We start from the raw sequence: 19194 nt of genomic DNA on the forward strand, positions 1-19194 counted from the left end.
CACGGTATGCTGCGCGCCGTGAGTTACGCGCAGCTTCTTCTCCCGGATTTCTCGCTGATCCTGTTCGGCTACCTGCTGTGCCGCTACACGCCCCTCAACCGCTCCGTCTGGCAGCCGGTGGAAAGCCTGGTGTATTACCTGCTGTTCCCGGTGCTGCTGTTCCAGTCCATCGTCAAGAGCCCCATCAACGTGGGCGAGGCCACCGGCCTGGTGGTGGCTGGCGTGGGCACGGGCCTGTGCGGCGTGGTGCTGGCCTACAGCCTGCCGCACCTGCCTTGGCTGGGCAGGCACATCGACCGGCGCGACCACGCGGCGGCGGCGCAGGTGGCCTTCCGTTTCAACTCCTTCATCGTGCTGGCCCTGGCCGAGCGCCTGGCGGGTGCGCAGGGCCTGCTCATGGTGGCGGTGCTGATTGGCGTGTGCGTACCGCTGCTGAACGTGGCCGCCGTGTGGCCCATGGCGCGCGGCGGCCAGCAGGGCTTCGTGCGCGAACTGCTGCGCAACCCGCTGATCATCGCCACGGCGACGGGGCTGGCGGCCAACCTGCTGGGCTTTCGCATCCCGCCGTGGCTGGAGCCCACGGTGGGTCGCATCAGCGCCGCGTCGCTGGCGCTGGGGCTCATGGCGGCGGGCGCGGGCATGCAGTTCGGCCTGCTCACGCGCAGCAAGCTGCTGTCTGCGTCGGTGCTGACCATTCGCCACCTGGCACAGCCGCTGATCGCCTGGGGGTTCGCGCATCTGCTGGGGCTGGACGCCACGCAGACCTCGGTGCTGATGGCGTTCTGCGCCGTGTCCACCGCATCCACCTGCTATGTACTCGCCGCACGCATGGGCTACAACGGCGCGTATGTCGCAGGCCTGGTCACGCTGTCCACCGTGCTGGGGGTGGTGAGCCTGCCCTTCGCGCTGGGCTTGTTGCGTTGACGCTATTTAATTAATAGCTACTCGCGCTTGTTCTGCAAGCGTTGCAGGCCATTTTTATTCATTTTCCTGTGCCAGCGCCCAGGCCACATGCTCGCGCACCAGCGGGCTCGGGTCATTGGCACGCGCAGCCAGCGCGGCGCGAACGACAGGGTCGCGGGTCGCGCGCAACGCGTTGCCCAGCGCCACGGCGATGTTGCGCAGCCAGCGCTCATGGCCGATGCGACGGATCGGGCCGCCCTCGGTCATGCGCAGGAAGGTCTCCTCGTCCCACGTAAACAGATGCACGAGCTGCTGCCCCACCAGCCCCGCACGCACATCGAAATCGGGCAGGCTGCTGGTCTGCGCGAACTTGTTCCACGGGCAGATGAGCTGGCAATCGTCGCAGCCATAGATGCGGTTGCCCATGAGCGGACGCAACTCCAGCGGAATGGGCCCGGCGTGCTCGATGGTGAGGTAGGAGATGCAGCGGCGCGCATCCAGGCGGTACGGCGCGATGATGGCCTGCGTGGGGCAGACGTCGATACATGCCTGGCAACTGCCGCAGTGGTGCGTGACGGGCTCGGTGGGTTCAAGGGGCATGTCCACATAGATCTCGCCCAGAAAGAACATCGAGCCGGCCTCGCGGCTCAGCACCAGTGTGTGCTTGCCGCGCCAACCCTGGCCGCTGCGGCGCGCAAGCTCAGCCTCCAGTACCGGCGCCGAGTCGGTGAACACGCGGTGGCCAAAGGGCCCTACTGCCTCGGCGACACGGTCGCTGAGCTTTTGCAGCCGCGCGCGCAGCACCTTGTGGTAGTCGCGTCCCCGGGCGTAGACGGAAACCACCGCCTCGGTGGGTCGCGCCAGCCGGCCAAGTTCAATGGCCTGCCAGCCTTCGGGGGCATCCAGCGCCATCGCGCGCGGCAGGTAGTCCATGCGCGCGGTGATCACGCTCACGGTGCCGGGCACCAGTTCCGCCGGGCGGGCACGCTTCAGGCCATGCGCCGCCATGTAATGCATCTCGCCATGGAACCCTTGGGCCAGCCATTGCATCAATCCGGGCTCGGCGGAGGACAAGTCCACGCCGGCCACCTTGATTTGGGAAAATCCCAGCTCGCGGGCCCAGCCTTGTATTTGAGGAACGAGTTGACTGCTGCACACCATCAACACCCGATTGTAGAAACGCCGCACTGCCTGTCGCTGCAATGGAAGGACGAGGAGGACACGGCACGCTTCGCCGTGCGCCTGGCCGCGCAGCCCGGCCTGCGCAATGCCTTCATCGCCCTGCATGGCGACCTGGGTGCGGGCAAGACTACGCTGGTGCGCCACCTGCTGCGCGCCCTGGGCGTGCAGGGGCGCGTCAAGAGCCCCACCTACGCCGTGGTCGAGCCGCACCAGGCACCAGGACTGAACATCTGGCACTTCGACTTCTACCGCTTCAGCGACCCGCGCGAGTGGGAAGACGCAGGCTTTCGCGACATCTTCGCTAGCCCCGGCCTGAAGCTGGCCGAGTGGCCTGGCCATGCAGGAACCCTCATCCCGCCTGCGGATATTGCTATTCACATTGAAGCGGAGGATGATTCAGCCCGGCACGTGACGCTGCGAGCCCACACGCCCCATGGCAGCGCCATACTGCAAGGACTGGACACCCCATGAGCGATGCCCGCCGCCCTTCCCCCCTTCACAGCCGCCGCACTCTTCTGCGCGCGGGTAGCCTGGTACTGCTGCTGGGCACGCAGCAGATCGCGCGCGGCGCCACCATCGTCGCGGTGCGTGTCTGGCCCGCGCCCGACTATTCACGGGTGACCATCGAATCGGACCGCGCGCTCACGGCCCGCCAGACCTTCGTGGACACGCCGCCGCGCCTGGCAGTGGACATCGAGGGTATCGACCTCAACCCCTCGCTGCGCGAACTGGTCGCCAAGGTGCGCGCAGACGACCCCAACATCGCCGGCATCCGCGTGGGCCAGAACGCGCCCGGCGTGGTGCGCCTGGTGGTGGACCTGAAGCAGGCGGCGCGGCCGCAGGTCTTCACGCTGCAGCCCGTGGCCGCGTACCAGCACCGGCTGGTGTTCGACCTGTATCCCGCGCAGCCGCCCGACCCGCTGGAGGCGCTGATCGCCGAGCGGCTGCGTGACGCCACCGCGCCGCTGCCCGGCAGCGCGGGTACAGGGCGCGCCATGGCGGCTCCCCCATTGACGGACCCGCTGGGTGACCTGATCGCACGGCATTCCGCACCGCAGGCCATGCCCCCTGCCCTGCCCGTGCCGGGCACGGCGGTGGCAACCGCACCCGTGGCGCCGGCACCCGCCGCCCCGGCGCGCCCTGCCGCGCCCGCCACCCCGCCCACGACGGCCCGCGCGGCGTATTCCACCGACCGCCTCATCATCATCGCGCTGGACCCCGGCCACGGCGGCGAAGACCCGGGCGCCATCGGCCCGCGCGGCACGCGCGAAAAGGACGTGGTGCTGAAAGTGGCGCACCTGCTGCGCGACCGCATCAATGCCACGCAGGTGGGCGGCAACCCCATGCGCGCCTTTCTCACGCGCGACGGTGACTTCTTCGTGCCGCTGGCGGCGCGCGTCGACAAGGCGCGCCGCGTGCAGGCGGACCTGTTCGTGTCCATCCACGCCGACGCCTTCACCACCCCGTCGGCACGCGGCGCCAGCGTGTTCGCGCTGAGCCAGGGCGGCGCGTCCAGCTCCGCCGCGCGCTGGCTGGCCAACAAGGAGAACGAGGCCGACCTGATCGGCGGCGTGAACCTGGGCGCTCAGCAGGACCGCCATGTGCAGCGCGCGCTGCTGGACATGAGCACCACGGCGCAGATCAACGACAGCCTGAAGCTCGGCAGCGTGCTGCTGGGCGAGATCGGCGGCATGGCCAAGCTGCACAAGCCGCGCGTGGAGCAGGCTGGCTTTGCCGTGCTCAAGGCGCCCGACATTCCCAGCGTGCTGGTGGAGACGGCCTTCATCAGCAACCCCGAGGAAGAGTCCAAGCTGCGGTCCGCCGCGTATCAAGAGCAGTTGGCCGACGCGCTGATGCGCGGCATCGTCCGATACTTCGCGAAAAACCCGCCGCTGGCGCGCAGCCGCACCGTCTGAGCAGCGCGGCCGTGCCGGCGGCCAGGAGACCGCCATGGCACTGCCCCACGCCCAGTCCTGCGAAGTCGTCAGCCTCCGGCCCCTGGGGCCGCGCCTGCACGGCACCCCCACCTGCGCCCTCATCAAGGCCGGCCAGCTGGAAGTGATCCGCGTGGTGCTGCCCGCCGGTAAAGAGCAGCACCAGCACGACGCACCGGGCGAAATCACGCTGCTGTGCCTGGAGGGCGAGGTGCTTTTCCAGGCCGGCGCGCAGTCGCATACCCTGCGCGAGGGCGACTTCCTGCACCTGGTGCCGCGCATTCCGCATGTGCTGCGGGCGCTGCAGGACGCCTCGCTGCTGGTGACGATCTGTCTCGTGCCGGTTTAGGGCCGAGGGCCGCCGCGTCCTACACGCGCCGGCAAGACGGGCCTACACCGGCGCCGGGCCGGCGGGGTGACAGTTGAGTCACGGCCCCACACCGGGGTCTGTTGACCATAAGGAGCCACCATGCAATACCGCCACCTTCTCTCCGCCGCCGCCTGCGCAGCCGCCCTGGGCCTGGTGGGCTGCTCGTCCAATCCCACCAACGCCCAGATCGGCACCGGTGTCGGCGCCGTGGCTGGCGGCGCACTCGGTAGCGCCGTGGGCGGCACGGCCGCCACCATTGGCGGCGCCGCCGCTGGCGCGCTGATCGGCCACGAACTGGGTGAGGACCGGGACCGCGATCGCCGCCGTTGACGGCCCGCCTGAGCGCCTCACCATGCAGAACGCCACCCCTCTCGCGAGGCGGTGGCTTTTTATATGGAATATGGCTCTAACGCTTTTCTAATAAGCGTTACGAGCTATCTATTCAATAGCAACCGCAGTTCCTTGAGCCTTGCGCCCGGCGCGCCATGCGCCAAAGATGGCAATCAGGCCGGGGATGAAGATCATGGCCCAGATGATCTTGTCCAGATGCCGCTGCACCCAGGCCATGTTTCCAAAGAAGTACCCCGCCGTGCAGATGCCCACGACCCACAGTACTGCACCACCGACGTTGTAGGCCGTGAACTTGCCCCGCCCCATGGCCGCCACGCCGCCCACGAAGGGAGCGAACGTGCGGATGAAGGGCATGAAGCGCGCCAGCACGATGGTGATGCCGCCATAGCGTTCATAGAACGCATGGGCCTGGTCGAAGGCCTTCTTGTTGAACCAGCGCGAGCTTTCCCACTGGAATACCTTGGGTCCGAAATAGCGCCCGATGCTGTAGTTGCACTGGTCGCCCAGGATCGCCGCAGCCAGTAGAACCGCGCAGGCCAGCGGGAAGTTCATCAGCCCTGCACCGCTGAGCGCCCCCACCACGAACAGCAGCGAGTCACCCGGCAGAAAGGGCATGACCACTACGCCCGTCTCCACGAACACGATGATGAACAGCAGCGCGTACACCCAGGGGCCATAGCTGGCCACGAAGGCGGCGAGATGCTTGTCCACATGCAGGATGAAATCGATCAGGAACGCAAAGACTTCCAAAACACAAACCTCCCGTTGGCGAAGTGCGCCGTAATGTACCCGCGCCCCCAATGCCCCTGGTTGCACCACACCACCATTGGCAATTGCTCACACTTGTTGGCAATTGGCAAACAAACCGCGGGGCACACTTCACACGGCCGCGCCATAGTGCACCCACGGCGTGCGCACCGCGCCGCACCTCATTACAAGACCATCTCCCCGAAAGGAACCGCCATGACCGTCCTCCGCCACAGCCGCCTGATCGCCACTGCCGCACTGCTCACGGGCGCCCTTGCACTGGGCGGCTGCGCCCACCGGCCCAGCAACGCACAGATCGGCACGGGCGTCGGCGCCGTGGCCGGCGGCCTGGTGGGCAGCGCGGTGTTCGGCTCCACGCTGGGTACCGTGGGCGGCGCCGCTGCCGGCGCGCTGATCGGTAACGAGGTCGGCCGCAACAACGACCGCGGCTACCGCCACCGCCACTGACCCTTACAGCACCCGCGGTCGCATCGCCACCTAAAATCCCCGCGTGACCGCACAGCCTTCCGACACCGCCCTCGCCCCCGCGCCCCGGCGCCCGATTCGCGACCTGCCCGACGAGCTCATCAGCCAGATCGCCGCGGGCGAAGTGGTGGAGCGCCCCGCCTCTGCCGTGCGCGAGCTGGTGGACAACGCCCTGGATGCGGGCGCCACCCAGATCACCGTGCGCCTGCTGGCCGGCGGCGTGCGCCTGATCGCCGTGGAGGACGACGGCAGCGGCATCCCGCAGGATGAGCTGCCGGTGGCCCTGCGCCGCCACGCCACGAGCAAGATCACCAACCTGCACGACCTGGAATCGGTCGCCACCATGGGTTTTCGCGGCGAGGCGCTGGCCGCCATCGCGTCGGTGTCCGAGATGGCGCTGCTGTCGCGCACCGCTCAGCAGGCCAGCGCCTTTCTGCTGGATGCGCGCAGCGGCGAACTGCGCCCCGCGGCACGCAGCCGTGGCACGACCGTGGAGGTCAAGGAGCTGTTCTTCTCCACGCCCGCGCGGCGCAAGTTCCTCAAGACCGACGCGACCGAGCTCGCCCACTGCATCGAGGCCGTGCGCCGCCATGCGCTGGCGCGGCCCGATGTGGGCTTTGCCATCTGGCACGAAGGCAAGCTGGTGGAGCAGTGGCGCGCCACCCTGGCTCCCGCTGCCACTGCGGACGAGGGCGAACGCCAGCAGGCCCTGCAGCAGCGCCTGAGCGACGTGCTGGGCGAGGACTTCATTCGCGACTCCGTACCCGTACACCTGCGCCTGGGCGCGGTCACGGTGACGGGCCGCGCCGGGCTGCCCGATGCCGCCCGTTCGCGTGCAGACCAGCAGTTCTGCTACGTGAACGGCCGCTTCGTGCGCGACAAGGTGCTCACGCACGCTGCGCGCAGCGCCTACGAGGACGTGCTGCACGGCCACAAGCAGCCGGTGTACGCGCTATACGTACAGATCGACCCGCAGCGTGTGGACGTGAACGTGCACCCGACCAAGATCGAGGTGCGTTTTCGCGACAGCCGCGAGGTGCACCAGGCCGTGCGCCACGCGGTGGAGAACGCTCTGGCGGCGCCGCGCGCGCAGGCGCTGGCGGCTGCCGCCGCTTCAACTTCTGTAGCGCCTGCCGCTCCATCCGTGGGCGATTCAGATAGAAACCCGGCTCATCCCCCCTATTGGCAAGCGCAAGCAGCTATCAAATTTGAAGAGCGCGCAGGCCACAAGGTCTCTGACCTGCAAGCTCTATGGGGCACATCCACGGCTGCGCCACCGCCCGGTATGCCGGCAATCACCGCCATGGCACCGGTCGCTCCAGGCACGCCCACGGCGCCGTCCTTCTCGCCCGCCAGCGCGGCTCCACTAGCTGCCGTCGACATGGCGACTGCGCACGTCGAGGATGCACACACCTGGCCGCTGGGCCGCGCCGTGGCGCAGGTCCATGGCGTGTATATCCTGGCCGAAAGCGCACAAGGCTTGGTGGTGGTGGACATGCATGCGGCGCACGAACGCATCGTGTACGAGCGGCTCAAGGCCCAGGTGGACCAAGGTGCACGCATCGCCAGCCAGCCACTGCTCATCCCCGCCACCTTTGCCGCCACCCCCGAAGAGGTGGCGACCGCCGAGGCGCATGCCGACACGTTGGCCCTGCTGGGACTGGAGGTCGTGCCGTTCTCGCCGCGCACCCTGGCCGTGCGCGCCGTGCCCACGACGCTGGCCCAGGGCAACCCCGTGGAGCTGGCGCGCAGCGTGCTGGCCGAGCTGGCCACCCATGACGCCAGCACCGTGGTGCAGCGCGCGCAGAGCGAGATCCTTGCCACCATGGCCTGCCATGGCGCCGTGCGGGCCAATCGCCGGTTGACGCTGGACGAGATGAACGCCCTGCTGCGCCAGATGGAAGTCACCGATCGCTCCGACCAGTGCAACCACGGCCGCCCCACCTGGCGCCAGCTCAGCATGAAAGAGCTGGACGCGCTGTTCCTGCGCGGGCGCTGAGCGCATCCACACACCCTCTCACGCCGCTACCACCCAGCGGCATTCCCTTCTCCCCCGACTGCCTTGCACTGCCAGCGCTGCTTTGGCGGTGCCCAGGACGGCGCAGCCGTGCCCCTGTCAAACCGTTGCGCAATCCCGCGCAACAGGGCATTCGCCGCCGACTTCGCACCAAAAGCGCGCAAGAAAACGCACCAGCAACGCACGACAACCCCGAAAACCTGTCCCATTGCGGGGCATCAAATCCAAAATGGTGCATAACCACATGTCTTTTTGACATAATTCGATGCTGCATTGCCGCATCGCTAATTTCCCTTGAGCAGAAAGTCCTTATGAAGCACCAATCCGTGGGCCATTTCCTTGAACAGGTTGCACAGCGCAACCCCGGCCAGCCCGAATACCTGCAAGCCGTGACCGAGGTCATGGAAAGCCTGTGGCCGTTCATCGAAAAGAACCCGCGCTATGCCGAGCAAGGCCTGCTGGAGCGCCTGGTGGAGCCCGAGCGGGTGGTGATGTTCCGCGTGTCCTGGTTCGACGATCACGGCAATGTGCATATCAACCGCGGCTACCGCATCCAGCACAGCATGGCGATCGGCCCTTACAAGGGCGGCCTGCGCTTTCACCCCTCGGTAAACCTGTCGGTGCTGAAGTTCCTGGCCTTCGAGCAAACCTTCAAGAACGCCCTGACCACGCTGCCCATGGGCGGCGGCAAGGGCGGCTCGGACTTCGACCCCAAGGGCAAGAGCCCGGCCGAAGTCATGCGCTTTTGCCAGGCCTTCGTGACGGAGCTGTTCCGCCATGTGGGTCCCGACACCGACGTGCCCGCGGGTGATATCGGCGTGGGCGGCCGTGAGGTCGGCTTCATGGCCGGCATGTACAAGAAACTGGCCAACAACGCCGCCAGCGTGTTCACGGGCAAGGGCCTGGCCTTCGGCGGCTCGCTGATCCGCCCCGAGGCCACCGGCTACGGCACGGTGTACTTCGCCGACGAGATGCTCAAGACCCGCGGCCGCAGCTTCGACGGCCTGCGCGTGTCCGTGTCCGGCTCGGGCAACGTGGCCCAGTACGCCGTGGAAAAGGCCATGCAACTCGGCGCCAAGGTCATCACCGTGTCGGACTCCAGCGGCACCATCATCGACGAAGACGGCTTCACCCCCGAGAAGCTGGCCATCCTGATGGACGTAAAGAACCACCATTACGGCCGCGTGAGCGACTACGCCGCCCGCACCGGTGTGAAGTTCGAAGCCGGCGTGCGTCCCTGGCATGTCAAGGTGGACGTGGCTCTGCCCTGCGCTACGCAGAACGAACTGGACGAGAACGACGCCAACACCCTCATCAAGAACGGCGTGCTGTGCGTGGCTGAAGGCGCCAACATGCCTTCGACCAACGAGGCAGCCAAGCTGTTCGAGCAGGCGGGCGTGCTGTACGCACCGGGCAAGGCCAGCAACGCCGGTGGCGTGGCCACCTCGGGCCTGGAAATGAGCCAGAACGCGATGCGTCTGTCGTGGACCCGCGACGAAGTGGATGCGCGCCTGCTCCAGATCATGCAGGGCATCCACGCCGCCTGCCTGCAATACGGCAAGCGCGCCGATGGCAGCGTGAGCTACATCAACGGTGCCAACGTGGCTGGGTTCGTGAAGGTGGCCGACGCCATGCTGGCGCAAGGCGTGGTCTGATACCCCTGCGCAGGCCCCGCGCCTGCGGCACACGGCGCAAGCCGGCCCCTGGGCCGGCTTTTTTTAGCGGTTGGCCGTCAGCAACAAGCCGCCAGCTCCCATGAAGAAGCCACCTGTGGCACGGTTCAGCCGCACCACGCCGCGCTGCGTGCGAATCACGCGGCGGATCTGCCGCCCGCACGTGGCATACACCGCTGTGGCCACGAATTCCGCCATCAGGTAGATGCTGCCCAGCACCAAGAACTGCCGCGCCGCGGGCTGTGCCGGATCGATGAACTGCGGGAAGACGGCCGCAAAGAGGATGATGGCCTTGGGGTTGGTGATGCCCAGCAGGAACTCCTGTGCCATCAGGGCGCGCACCGAGGCGCGCGCGGGTGCGGGTGCCTCATCTCCCTCGACCAGCGCCGCGCCACCGAACTCCCGGCTGCGCCATGCGCGCCAGCCAATCCAGAACAGATAAACGGCGCCGGCCCATTTGACGGCCGTGAATGCGGCCTCCGAAGCCAGCAGCATGGCCCCCAATCCCACGGCCGAGACACTGAGGAAAATGGCGAATGCGGCCACCCGCCCCACGGTCGCGATCAGCGCGGCTGCGACACCGGCGCGGATGCCGTTGTTGAGCCCGCAGAAATTGTTGGGGCCGGGCGTGAGCGCAATGGCAACGGCGGCGGGGGCAAACAGCAGGGCTTCCACGACAACTCCTTGCGCCAGCGGGCGCGGGAAAAGGTGCGCCAGTTTATTCCGGCAGTACCACCCGGTGGCGCCAGGGCAGATCGCCCAACGCATCGTAATGCGCCACTACTAACACGCGCCCAGCGGTGCGGGGTGCACTTGCCTCCCGCTGCAGCGCCTGCAGCAGGTAGGCAATGGACGCCTTGTCCAGGCCGGCCAGCGGCTCATCCAGCAATGTCAGTGGGGCGCCGCTGGCCAGTGCACCGGCCATCAGCACCTTGCGCTGGCTGCCTGCGGAAAGCTGGTGCATGGCCTTGTGCAAATGCCCGGCAATGCCCCAGCCCACGACGTGGGCGTGCCAGTCCTCCTCGGACCAGCGCGCATGGACCGTGCGCAGCCCGGCGGCCCAGTCCCGCGCCGTCATCGCCTGCGGCCACGGCGCGCGCGGGTCGCGCCAAAAGACCTGTGCCCGGTATTGCGCAGGATTCTGAGTCGCGCTCGTGCCATGCAGCAGCATCCGCCCGGCCTGCGGCGCCCACTCTCCGGCCATCAGGCGCAACAGGCTGGTCTTGCCCGCCCCGTCCCCACCCTGCACCAGCACCAGGCCTGCGGGAAAATCCGCGCTCCAATGCTGGAACAAGGGCCGTTGCGCAAAGCCGAAGCAGATCCCGTCGGCCCGCAACGCGGGCGGGGATGCAATAGGCTCGGGGCACTTCAGCATGATTTCTCCTGAAGAAACAGCGCCCGCATCACAGGGCTGGGTTGTCGCATGACTTTGCATTTTCTGGATTTTGACTACAGCGAGGATGAGGAAGGCACGGCCACCTGGGATGCCGTGGCGAGCGTGCCCACGGATCGCCTGCCCGAGCTGCTAGCGGAGATTACAGCGCTGCTGGACTGGGCGCACACCGAGTTCGGCGCTCTGCGCGGCCCGGTCGAGACGGGAGGACTGTGGGACTACGACCTGCAGTGCGAGCGCGACGGGTTGCCCTTGCTGGCGCTGGGGTTCGACATCCACGAACGGCAAATTCATCCACGACCACAATCCCAGCCCCAGGCGTGGGTGACCTTGACGCTGACCCTCAGTGGTGGCCCGGCCTTTGCAGCGGCGTTCGTGGACCGCTTCGGCGCCGCGTAACCCAGCGACTCTTCCGCCCTACACTGGCGCATGGCAAGGTCCACCAACGCTCAGAAAAAACCCCAGGACATGCGCCACCTGATGAGGGAACTGGCGCCGTTCCTGCGTCCCTACCGGATACACCTCGCTGGCGCGATGGCGTTTCTGCTGCTCGCCGCCTTGGCGACGCTGGCCTTTCCCACGGCCCTGCGTCAATTGATCGATGGCGCGATTAGCGCAGCCACCCCCGGGGGAAAAGGCGTCGGCGCACCCGCGTTGCGCACGCACTTTGCGGTGCTGTTCGCGGTCGCCGTGGCACTTGGATTGGCGTCGGCCGCACGCTACTACCTCATGAGCTGGCTGGGCGAACGCGTCACGGCAGATCTGCGCAACGCCGTCTACGCACACGTGCTGCGGCAGAGCCCGGAGTTCTTTGAAACCACGCAAACGGGGGAAGTGCTGTCGCGCCTCACGGCCGACACGACACTGGTGCAGACCGTCGTGGGCTCATCGCTGTCCATGGGGCTGCGCAATGCCGTGCTGGGCGCCGGGGCGCTGGGCATGCTGATCTGGAGCACACCCTACGTGATGGCGCTCGCCTTCGGGGCCATCGTCGCCATCGTGCTGCCGTCGATGTGGATCGGACGGCGTGTTCGGCGTCTGTCACGCGCAAGCCAGGACCGCGTGGCAGATGCCAGCGCCATCGCCGCAGAGGTGTTGGGCGCCATTCCCGTGGTGCAAAGCTACACCGCAGAAGCGCGCGAGGCCGCCCGCTTCGCGGCGGCTACGGAGAGTGCGCTGCGCGCAGCCCTGCGCCGCAGCGGCGCCCGTGCAGCGCTGATGGCCTTCATCATCATTGCCAGCGCCGCGCTGTTGCTGTGGGGGTTGTATCTCGGGGCCCAGGCGGTCCTCGCAGGGACGCTCTCGGCCGGGCAACTGGGGCAGACCATTCTCTATGCGATGTTTCTCGCGGGTGCCGTAGCCGTGCTGGGCGAGGTCTATGGCGACCTGTTGCGCGCCGCGGGTGCGATGGAGCGGCTGATGGAACTGCTCGCAACACGCCCCACGCTTGCCGCACCATCCCGGCCCGCCATGCCGCGGGCCACAGACCTTTCGATCGAGTTCACGGGCGTAGGCTTCTCCTATCCCTCGCGCCCCGTGCCACCCGCGCTGCGCCACTTCGACCTGCGCCTGCTGCCAGGAGAAACCGTTGCGTTGGTGGGCAGCAGCGGCGCCGGCAAGTCCACCGTCTTTCAATTGCTGCAACGCTTCTACGACGTGAGCGAGGGCCGCATCACGTTGGGTGGCGTGGATTTGCGCGACATGGACCCGCAGGTGCTGCGAAGCCACATTGGCGTGGTTCCGCAAGACGCCGAGATTTTTTCCGCATCGGCCCTGGACAATATCCGCTATGGCGATCCGCAGGCGAGCCGGCACGCGGTGGAAGCAGCGGCACGCGCCGCATTTGCCCATGAATTCATCGACGCGCTGCCGCAGGGGTACGACACCTTTCTCGGCGAGCATGGCGTGCGCCTCTCAGGAGGCCAACGCCAGCGCATTGCCATAGCCCGCGCGCTGCTGAAGAACGCCCCCGTACTGCTCCTGGACGAGGCCACAAGCGCCCTGGACGCGCACAGCGAGCGTGCCGTGCAGCTTGCGCTGGACACCGCGCTTCGCCAGCATTCCCGCCAACGTATTACCCTGGTCATCGCCCACCGGCTGGCCACCGTCCAGCATGCGGACCGCATTGTGGTCATGGACCATGGAAGCATGGTCGAGCAGGGGCGGCACGAGGACTTGCTGCATCAGGGCGGCGTCTATGCCCGCTTGGCAGCGCTGCAGTTCTCGCGTTGAAGGGTCATTGGGGGCGGCGCCGACGCGCTAGAGTCAGCCAAAGCCAGAACCCTAGTGCAGAGGCTCTTTCGCTGCCTGCGGCAACGCCAGCGGCAGCACTGCAATGCCCTCATCCAGCAGCTCGGCGGTTTCCTGAGGCGTCGCTTGGCCGCGTATGCCGCGCTCTTCCGTCTCGCCGTAGTGCATGCGGCGTGCCTCGGATGCGAAGCGGTCTCCCACGTCCTCGGTCTGCGCCATGACCCGGCGCGCCATGGCAAGCCATGCAGCCTGAAAGGCGGCAGATACCCCTTCTGGCGGAACGGGAGCGGGAGCCATCGCAGCGGCTTCCCGTGATGTGGAGGCCCCGGTGCTCAGGTTCAACCGGGGAGCGCTGACCCCCTTGCGCACCTGCGAGTCTCCGCACATCGGACACTGCACCAGGCCACGGGCCTGCTGGCTGTGAAAGTCGCCCTCACTCGCAAACCAGCCTTCAAACGTGTGGTCGAGCGAACACAGCAGGTCGAGTACTTTCAAGGCCAACCCTCATCAGTCCTCGGCGGCACTGCGGTCGCGGCGACGCATCAGGTAGCGGTAGACGAACCCCGGAAATGCCAGCGTCACGAACAGCGCCCCGGTGACCGCGTAGAACTCCCAGCCCTGGGGCGCAATCTGCCCCGCCCGTTTTTCGAGCGCCAACGCCAGACCACCGACCAGGAAGTACAGCAACACCAATTCCAGCGCGCGGACGAAGAAGGGTTTGCCTTCCCGGGCGCGCGCGCCGACGACCAGCCACCGGTCATTGATGAAAGGGAGATTGGCCGCCACAAGGGCGGCCAAAATTACCAGCCAGATGGCCCCCGTCTGGGTCATGGCAGCCGCGGCGCCCGGTCAGGTGGCGAGGGCGCGCACGATGGCGTCGGCGCACAGGGCCATCAGCCCACCCGGCAGCAGTCCCAGGACCAGGACCAGAGCGCCATTGATGGTCAGCACCACACGCACGTCCAACGGTGCGGACACGCTGGTAGCAGTCAATGGTGCGTCGAAGTACATCACCTTCACCACGCGCAGGTAGTAGAACGCGCCGATCAACGACATCATGACGGCGAATACCGCCAAGGCGATGTGCAGTACCTGCCCGGACGCGACCAGCGCTTGCAGCACGGCCAGCTTGGCATAGAAACCGACCAGCGGCGGAATGCCGGCCATCGAGAACAGACACACGGCCATCACGCCTGCGTACAGCGGGCTGCGCTGGTTCAGACCGGCCAGGTCGGAAATTTCTTCGCTTTCAAAACCTTCGCGCGCCAACAGCAGGATCACACCGAAGGCCGCCAACGTGGTGAGCACATAGGTCACCACGTAGAACATGGCGGAGCTGTAGGCGTTCTCCACAGCGGTGGCGTCCACGTTGCCATGCACCACACCCGACATCAGGCCCAGTAGCACGAATGCCATCTGCGAGATCGTCGAGTACGCCAGCATGCGCTTGAGATTGGTCTGCATGATCGCAGCCAGGTTACCCACCAGCAGCGACCCGATGGCCAGTACCGCGAGCATCTGCTGCCAGTCGATGGCCAGCGGCAACAGGCCGTCCACCAGCAGGCGGATGGTCATGGCGAACGCGGCCAGCTTGGGGGCGCTACCGATGAACAGCGTCACGGCCGTGGGCGCGCCCTGGTACACGTCAGGCACCCACATATGGAACGGAACCACGCCCATCTTGAAAGCCAGCCCGGCGACCACGAACACCAGACCGAACACCAGTACCTGGTGACGGATCTGCCCCGCGTTGATGGCCTTGAATACCTGGCCGATGTCCAGCGAACCGGTGGCGCCGTAGAGCATGGACAGGCCATACAGCAGGAAGCCGCTGGCCATAGCACCCAATACGAAATACTTCATCGCGGCCTCGGTGGCCGTGGTGTTGTCGCGCCGCAGGGCCACCAGGGCATAGCTGGAGAGAGTGAGCAGTTCCAGGCCCAGATAGATCAGCAGGAAGTTGTTGGCCGAGATCAGCACAAACATCCCCAGCAGAGCGAGCATGGTCAGCGTGAACAACTCACCACCACGCAACATGTCGCGGTCCGCGGCATAGGGACGGCCATAAACGAGCAGGACCATCACGGCCACGGTCGCGAAGCACTTGAGCCAATTGCCCATGGCATCGCTGACCACCATGTTGCCCCAGGCATAGAAGGTGTTGCCACTGCTCGCGTACATGGCCTGGAGCGCCGCCACCACCGCCAGGGTGAGCATGGTGAGCACGTAGGTTCCCGTGCGGCGCGCGCTGCTGACGCCCAGATCCACCAGGGCAATCACGCAAGCCATGACCAGCAGCACGATCTCGGGATAAATCGCCAGCCAGCTGATGTTGTCAATCATCTCGTATCTCTCGGTTCAGTCTGGTCAGTTGAGCTTGGATTGCGCCACATGCTTGAGCAACTCTGCCACGGACACATCCATCACGTCCGTGAAGGGCTTGGGATAGACGCCCATGTACAGCACGGCAATCGCCAGCAATCCCAGCACAAGGAATTCCCGTCCGCCAATATCCGTCAGGCCGCGCACGTTGTCGTTCGTGACGGGGCCCAGATAGACGCGCTTGTACATCCACAGCGAATAGCTGGCGCCCAGGATCAACGCCAACGCCGCGCCAAGGCCGACCCAAAAGTCGAACTTCACGGCGGCGATGATGACCATCCATTCACCGACGAAGCCCGCCGTAGCCGGCAGCCCGCAATTGGCCATGGTGAACAGCAGCGCAAAGGCCGCGAACTTGGGCATGGTGTTGACCACGCCGCCATAGGAAGCGATCTCGCGCGAATGCACGCGGTCGTACAGCACGCCAATGCACAGGAACATGGCGCCGGACACGAAGCCGTGCGCAATCATCTGGACCAGGCCACCCGAGACACCCATGTCATTGAAGACGAAGAAGCCCAGCGTGACAAAGCCCATGTGCGCAACCGACGAGTAGGCCACGAGTTTCTTCATGTCCTTTTGCACCATGGCCACCAGCCCCACGTAGATCACAGCCACCAGCGACAACGTGATCATCAGCCAGGCCCATTCGTGCGACGCGTCCGGCGCGATCGGCAGCGAGAAGCGCAAGAAGCCATACGCGCCCAGCTTCAGCATGATGGCGGCCAGCACTGCGGAGCCGCCCGTGGGCGCTTCCACGTGCACATCGGGCAGCCAGGTATGCACCGGCCACATTGGCACCTTCACGGCAAATGCCGCGAAGAAGGCGAAGAACAGCAGGGTCTGCGCGGTCGCCGACAGGGGCAGCTTGTGCCACGTAGCGATGTCAAAGCTGCCGCCGGACTGGTTGTACAGGTAGATGAACGCAATCAGCGTGAGCAGCGAGCCCAGCAGCGTGTACAGGAAAAACTTGAACGCCGCGTAAATCTTGTTCGGCCCGCCCCAGATACCGATGATCAGGTACATCGGGATCAGCGTGGCCTCGAAGAACACGTAGAACAGCATGCCGTCCATGGCGCTGAAGACGCCGACCATCAGACCCGAAAGGATCAGGAACGCGCCCATGTACTGATTCACCCGCTCGGTGATCGATTCCCAGGAGGCAATCACGACGATGACGGTGATGAACGCCGTCAGCGGCACGAACCAGAAAGCGATGCCGTCCACACCCAGGTGGTAGTAGACGTTGAAGCGCTCGATCCACATGGACTTTTCGACAAACTGCGCAGCCGCGCTGCCGTTGTCGAAGCCGCCCATGAGCGGGAGCGTGACAGCCAAACCCAGCAGCGCGCCGATGAGCGCCAGCCAGCGGACCATGCGTGCATGCTCATCGCGCCCCAAGGCCAGCAGGAGGGTGCCGAAGGCAATGGGCACCCAGATGGCAAGACTCAACAAACCCATTTTCTTTTTTCTCCTACTTGTTGAGCCAGACGAAATAAGTCATGAGCGCGAACACACCCAGGATCATCACCAGCGCATAGTGGTAGACATAGCCCGACTGGAGCCAGCGCACCAGGCCTGCGATACGTCCCACGAGCTTCCACGAGCCGTTCACGAGGGCCCCGTCGATCACGCCTTGGTCGCCGCCCTTCCACAGGGCAATGCCCAAGCCGCGGGCACCACGCGCGATGATGTTCTCGTTGATCCAGTCGAGGTAGTACTTGTTTTCGAACAAGGTATAGATCGGCTGGAACATACGCTTGATGGCCGCGGGCAGCGCCGGGTTGACCATGTACATGTAGTACGCCATCGCGACGCCAGCCAGTGCCAGCCAGAACGGTGCCGTCTGCAGGCCGTGCAGAGCCATGGCCAACGGACCGTGGAAGATCTCCGCCAGTTCCGCCATCGCGGGGTGCTTGGCGGCGTCCACGAAGATCACGTCCTTGAAGAAATCGCCAAACAGCATCGGCTGGATGGTCATGAAGCCGATCAGTACGGAGGGAATGGCCAACAGAATCAGCGGCACGGTCACCACCCACGGGGACTCATGCGGCTCATGATGGTCATCGTGGCCATGGTGGTCGCCGTGGTGCGCATCGGGATTTTGGTCGTAGCGTTCCTTGCCGTGAAACACAAGAAAATACATACGGAAGGAGTAGAACGCCGTCACGAACACGCCGGCCAGCACGGCGAAATGGGCGAAGCCCGCAGCCGGCAGCGTGCTGGCATGCACCGCCTCGATGATGCTGTCCTTGGAATAGAAGCCTGAGAACAGCGGCGTGCCGATCAGGGCCAGAGATCCCAACAGAGAGGTAATCCAAGTGATGGGCATGTACTTGCGTACGCCTCCCATCCAGCGGATATCCTGGTTGTGGTGCATGCCCATGATCACCGAGCCGGCGCCCAGGAACAGCAAGGCCTTGAAGAACGCATGCGTCATCAGGTGGAAGACGGCCACCGAATAGGCCGATGCGCCCAGGGCGACGGTCATGTAACCCAGCTGCGACAGCGTGGAATACGCCACCACCCGCTTGATGTCGTTCTGGATGATGCCCAAGAAACCCATGAACAGTGCGGTGATCGCGCCGATCACCAGAATGAAGTTCAGCGCGGTATCCGACAACTCAAACAGCGGCGACATGCGCGACACCATGAAAATGCCGGCCGTCACCATGGTGGCCGCGTGAATCAGCGCCGAAATCGGTGTCGGGCCTTCCATCGAATCGGGCAGCCACACGTGCAGCGGGAACTGAGCAGACTTGCCCATCGCGCCGATGAACAGGCAGATGCAGATCACGGTGATCAGCATCCAGTCGGTGCCGGGGAAGCCAATCGCGCCCAGTTCGCCCGACTTGGCGAAGATCTCGCTGTAGTTGAAGGTGCCCGCGTAGGCAGCGATCAAGCCAATGCCAAGGATGAAGCCGAAGTCGCCGACGCGGTTGACCAGGAAGGCCTTCATGTTGGCGAAGATCGCCGACTGCTTGTTGAACCAGAAGCCGATCAACAGGTAGGACACCAAGCCCACCGCCTCCCAGCCAAAGAACAGTTGCAGCAGGTTGTTGCTCATGACAAGCATGAGCATGGAGAACGTGAACAGCGAGATGTAGGCGAAGAAACGGTTATAGCCTTCGTCCTCCTCCATGTAGCCGATGGTGTAGATGTGCACCATCAAGGAGACGAAGGTCACCACGCACATCATCATGGCGGTGAGGCTGTCGATGAGGAAGCCCACCTCCATCTTCAGACCGCCCACCACCATCCATGTATAGATGGTCTCGTTGAAACGGGCGCCATCCACAGCCACGCTCTTGAGCGTCATCGCCGAGAGCACGAAGGCGACCAACACCCCCAGGATGGTGAGCGAATGGGAAGCACGGCGACCGAACCAGTTGCCGCCGAAGGCCGTGCCAAAGATGCCCGCAAGCACGGAGCCGACGAGCGGCGCCAGGGGCACCGCCAGCAGCGTCGAAGCAGAAAGGGTTTGACTCATTCTTGAGAACCTTGCA

The 19194-nt window shown here is 65.6% G+C and carries 19 protein-coding genes; 10 read left to right on the plus strand and 9 right to left on the minus strand.

Going from position 1 to position 19194, the window contains the following annotated elements; all coding sequences use genetic code 11:
* Positions 1-6: 6 nt before the first annotated feature.
* Positions 7-924, plus strand: coding sequence for an AEC family transporter (locus AC1PPL_RS15310; RefSeq protein ID WP_479973658.1), 918 nt, complete (start codon positions 7-9; stop codon positions 922-924).
* Between the two features lie 54 nt (positions 925-978).
* On the opposite strand, the gene queG is transcribed toward AC1PPL_RS15310, so the two are convergent.
* Entirely contained in the window at positions 979-2064 is a 1086-nt protein-coding gene (queG, locus tag AC1PPL_RS15315; RefSeq protein WP_313145022.1) for a tRNA epoxyqueuosine(34) reductase QueG, read from the minus strand.
* On the opposite strand from queG, the gene tsaE reads away from it, so the two are divergent.
* From tsaE to AC1PPL_RS15335, 4 genes are all read left to right on the plus strand, one after another.
* Positions 2047-2556, plus strand: a complete 510-nt coding sequence (gene tsaE / locus AC1PPL_RS15320; RefSeq protein ID WP_103737363.1) for a tRNA (adenosine(37)-N6)-threonylcarbamoyltransferase complex ATPase subunit type 1 TsaE — start codon at positions 2047-2049, stop codon at positions 2554-2556. The two genes, queG and tsaE, sit on opposite strands and share 18 nt — an antisense overlap.
* The gene (locus AC1PPL_RS15325; RefSeq protein ID WP_047350035.1) at positions 2553-4001 is read left to right on the plus strand and encodes an N-acetylmuramoyl-L-alanine amidase; all 1449 of its coding nucleotides are present in this window, start codon (positions 2553-2555) and stop codon (positions 3999-4001) included. The genes tsaE and AC1PPL_RS15325 overlap by 4 nt, the downstream gene beginning before the upstream one ends.
* A gap of 34 nt (positions 4002-4035) precedes the next feature.
* A complete protein-coding gene (locus AC1PPL_RS15330) occupies positions 4036-4368 on the plus strand; it encodes a cupin domain-containing protein (RefSeq protein WP_479973659.1) in 333 nt (110 codons plus the stop codon).
* Positions 4369-4488: 120 nt separating this feature from the next.
* Entirely contained in the window at positions 4489-4719 is a 231-nt protein-coding gene (locus tag AC1PPL_RS15335; protein WP_015912630.1) for a glycine zipper domain-containing protein, read from the plus strand.
* A gap of 108 nt (positions 4720-4827) precedes the next feature.
* Here AC1PPL_RS15335 and AC1PPL_RS15340 read toward each other — a convergent pair whose 3' ends face one another.
* Positions 4828-5490: a DedA family protein gene (locus AC1PPL_RS15340; protein WP_015912629.1), complete on the minus strand. Its 663-nt coding sequence runs from the start codon at positions 5488-5490 to the stop codon at positions 4828-4830.
* A 213-nt stretch (positions 5491-5703) separates the two neighbouring features.
* Here AC1PPL_RS15340 and AC1PPL_RS15345 point away from each other — a divergent pair, with 213 nt between their 5' ends.
* The 3 genes from AC1PPL_RS15345 (at position 5704) to gdhA (ending at position 9645) form a co-directional block, all read left to right on the plus strand.
* On the plus strand, positions 5704-5955 hold the full coding sequence (locus tag AC1PPL_RS15345) for a glycine zipper 2TM domain-containing protein (protein WP_011804420.1): 252 nt from the start codon (positions 5704-5706) through the stop codon (positions 5953-5955).
* Positions 5956-5998: 43 nt separating this feature from the next.
* Complete coding sequence (gene mutL, locus AC1PPL_RS15350; RefSeq protein WP_479973660.1) at positions 5999-7972, plus strand: DNA mismatch repair endonuclease MutL; 1974 nt, start codon at positions 5999-6001, stop codon at positions 7970-7972.
* A 329-nt stretch (positions 7973-8301) separates the two neighbouring features.
* Complete coding sequence (gene gdhA / locus AC1PPL_RS15355; RefSeq protein ID WP_015912627.1) at positions 8302-9645, plus strand: NADP-specific glutamate dehydrogenase; 1344 nt, start codon at positions 8302-8304, stop codon at positions 9643-9645.
* 63 nt (positions 9646-9708) lie between these two features.
* On the opposite strand, the gene AC1PPL_RS15360 is transcribed toward gdhA, so the two are convergent.
* Both AC1PPL_RS15360 and AC1PPL_RS15365 read right to left on the minus strand, forming a co-directional pair.
* Positions 9709-10338, minus strand: coding sequence for a LysE family translocator (locus tag AC1PPL_RS15360; RefSeq protein ID WP_103737334.1), 630 nt, complete (start codon positions 10336-10338; stop codon positions 9709-9711).
* A gap of 43 nt (positions 10339-10381) precedes the next feature.
* Entirely contained in the window at positions 10382-11038 is a 657-nt protein-coding gene (locus tag AC1PPL_RS15365) for an ABC transporter ATP-binding protein (RefSeq protein WP_220638622.1), read from the minus strand.
* 48 nt (positions 11039-11086) lie between these two features.
* Here AC1PPL_RS15365 and AC1PPL_RS15370 point away from each other — a divergent pair, with 48 nt between their 5' ends.
* The gene (locus tag AC1PPL_RS15370; protein ID WP_220638621.1) at positions 11087-11455 is read left to right on the plus strand and encodes a hypothetical protein; all 369 of its coding nucleotides are present in this window, start codon (positions 11087-11089) and stop codon (positions 11453-11455) included.
* Between the two features lie 30 nt (positions 11456-11485).
* Complete coding sequence (locus AC1PPL_RS15375) at positions 11486-13288, plus strand: ABC transporter transmembrane domain-containing protein (RefSeq protein WP_015912623.1); 1803 nt, start codon at positions 11486-11488, stop codon at positions 13286-13288.
* 51 nt (positions 13289-13339) lie between these two features.
* Here the strand turns inward: AC1PPL_RS15375 and AC1PPL_RS15380 are convergent, their stop codons facing one another.
* Genes AC1PPL_RS15380 through nuoL form a run of 5 tightly spaced genes read right to left on the minus strand, consistent with a single transcriptional unit; the run spans position 13340 to position 19178 of the window.
* The gene (locus AC1PPL_RS15380) at positions 13340-13801 is read right to left on the minus strand and encodes a DUF1178 family protein (protein WP_287805564.1); all 462 of its coding nucleotides are present in this window, start codon (positions 13799-13801) and stop codon (positions 13340-13342) included.
* 12 nt (positions 13802-13813) lie between these two features.
* Positions 13814-14137, minus strand: a complete 324-nt coding sequence (locus AC1PPL_RS15385; RefSeq protein WP_015912621.1) for a DUF2818 family protein — start codon at positions 14135-14137, stop codon at positions 13814-13816.
* Positions 14138-14155: 18 nt separating this feature from the next.
* Positions 14156-15649: an NADH-quinone oxidoreductase subunit NuoN gene (gene nuoN / locus AC1PPL_RS15390; protein WP_015912620.1), complete on the minus strand. Its 1494-nt coding sequence runs from the start codon at positions 15647-15649 to the stop codon at positions 14156-14158.
* A 24-nt stretch (positions 15650-15673) separates the two neighbouring features.
* Positions 15674-17149, minus strand: coding sequence for an NADH-quinone oxidoreductase subunit M (locus tag AC1PPL_RS15395; RefSeq protein ID WP_088887485.1), 1476 nt, complete (start codon positions 17147-17149; stop codon positions 15674-15676).
* A gap of 13 nt (positions 17150-17162) precedes the next feature.
* Positions 17163-19178 carry an NADH-quinone oxidoreductase subunit L gene (nuoL, locus tag AC1PPL_RS15400; protein ID WP_015912618.1) on the minus strand — a complete coding sequence of 672 codons (2016 nt, stop codon included), beginning with the start codon at positions 19176-19178 and terminating at the stop codon, positions 17163-17165.
* Positions 19179-19194: the final 16 nt, after the last annotated feature.

It is taken from the genome of Diaphorobacter sp. B2A2W2, assembly GCF_056730635.1.

Bases quoted from the DNA above. Each gene is read 5' to 3' on its own strand.
- AC1PPL_RS15310 (WP_479973658.1), top strand. From the start codon at position 7: ATGCTGCGCGCCGTGAGTTACGCGCAGCTTCTTCTCCCGGATTTCTCG.
- queG (WP_313145022.1), bottom strand. From the start codon at position 2,064: ATGGTGTGCAGCAGTCAACTCGTTCCTCAAATACAAGGCTGGGCCCGC.
- AC1PPL_RS15325 (WP_047350035.1), top strand. From the start codon at position 2,553: ATGAGCGATGCCCGCCGCCCTTCCCCCCTTCACAGCCGCCGCACTCTT.
- AC1PPL_RS15330 (WP_479973659.1), top strand. From the start codon at position 4,036: ATGGCACTGCCCCACGCCCAGTCCTGCGAAGTCGTCAGCCTCCGGCCC.
- AC1PPL_RS15335 (WP_015912630.1), top strand. From the start codon at position 4,489: ATGCAATACCGCCACCTTCTCTCCGCCGCCGCCTGCGCAGCCGCCCTG.
- AC1PPL_RS15345 (WP_011804420.1), top strand. From the start codon at position 5,704: ATGACCGTCCTCCGCCACAGCCGCCTGATCGCCACTGCCGCACTGCTC.
- gdhA (WP_015912627.1), top strand. From the start codon at position 8,302: ATGAAGCACCAATCCGTGGGCCATTTCCTTGAACAGGTTGCACAGCGC.
- AC1PPL_RS15365 (WP_220638622.1), bottom strand. From the start codon at position 11,038: ATGCTGAAGTGCCCCGAGCCTATTGCATCCCCGCCCGCGTTGCGGGCC.
- AC1PPL_RS15370 (WP_220638621.1), top strand. From the start codon at position 11,087: ATGACTTTGCATTTTCTGGATTTTGACTACAGCGAGGATGAGGAAGGC.
- AC1PPL_RS15375 (WP_015912623.1), top strand. From the start codon at position 11,486: ATGGCAAGGTCCACCAACGCTCAGAAAAAACCCCAGGACATGCGCCAC.
- AC1PPL_RS15385 (WP_015912621.1), bottom strand. From the start codon at position 14,137: ATGACCCAGACGGGGGCCATCTGGCTGGTAATTTTGGCCGCCCTTGTG.
- nuoN (WP_015912620.1), bottom strand. From the start codon at position 15,649: ATGATTGACAACATCAGCTGGCTGGCGATTTATCCCGAGATCGTGCTG.
- AC1PPL_RS15395 (WP_088887485.1), bottom strand. From the start codon at position 17,149: ATGGGTTTGTTGAGTCTTGCCATCTGGGTGCCCATTGCCTTCGGCACC.
- nuoL (WP_015912618.1), bottom strand. From the start codon at position 19,178: ATGAGTCAAACCCTTTCTGCTTCGACGCTGCTGGCGGTGCCCCTGGCG.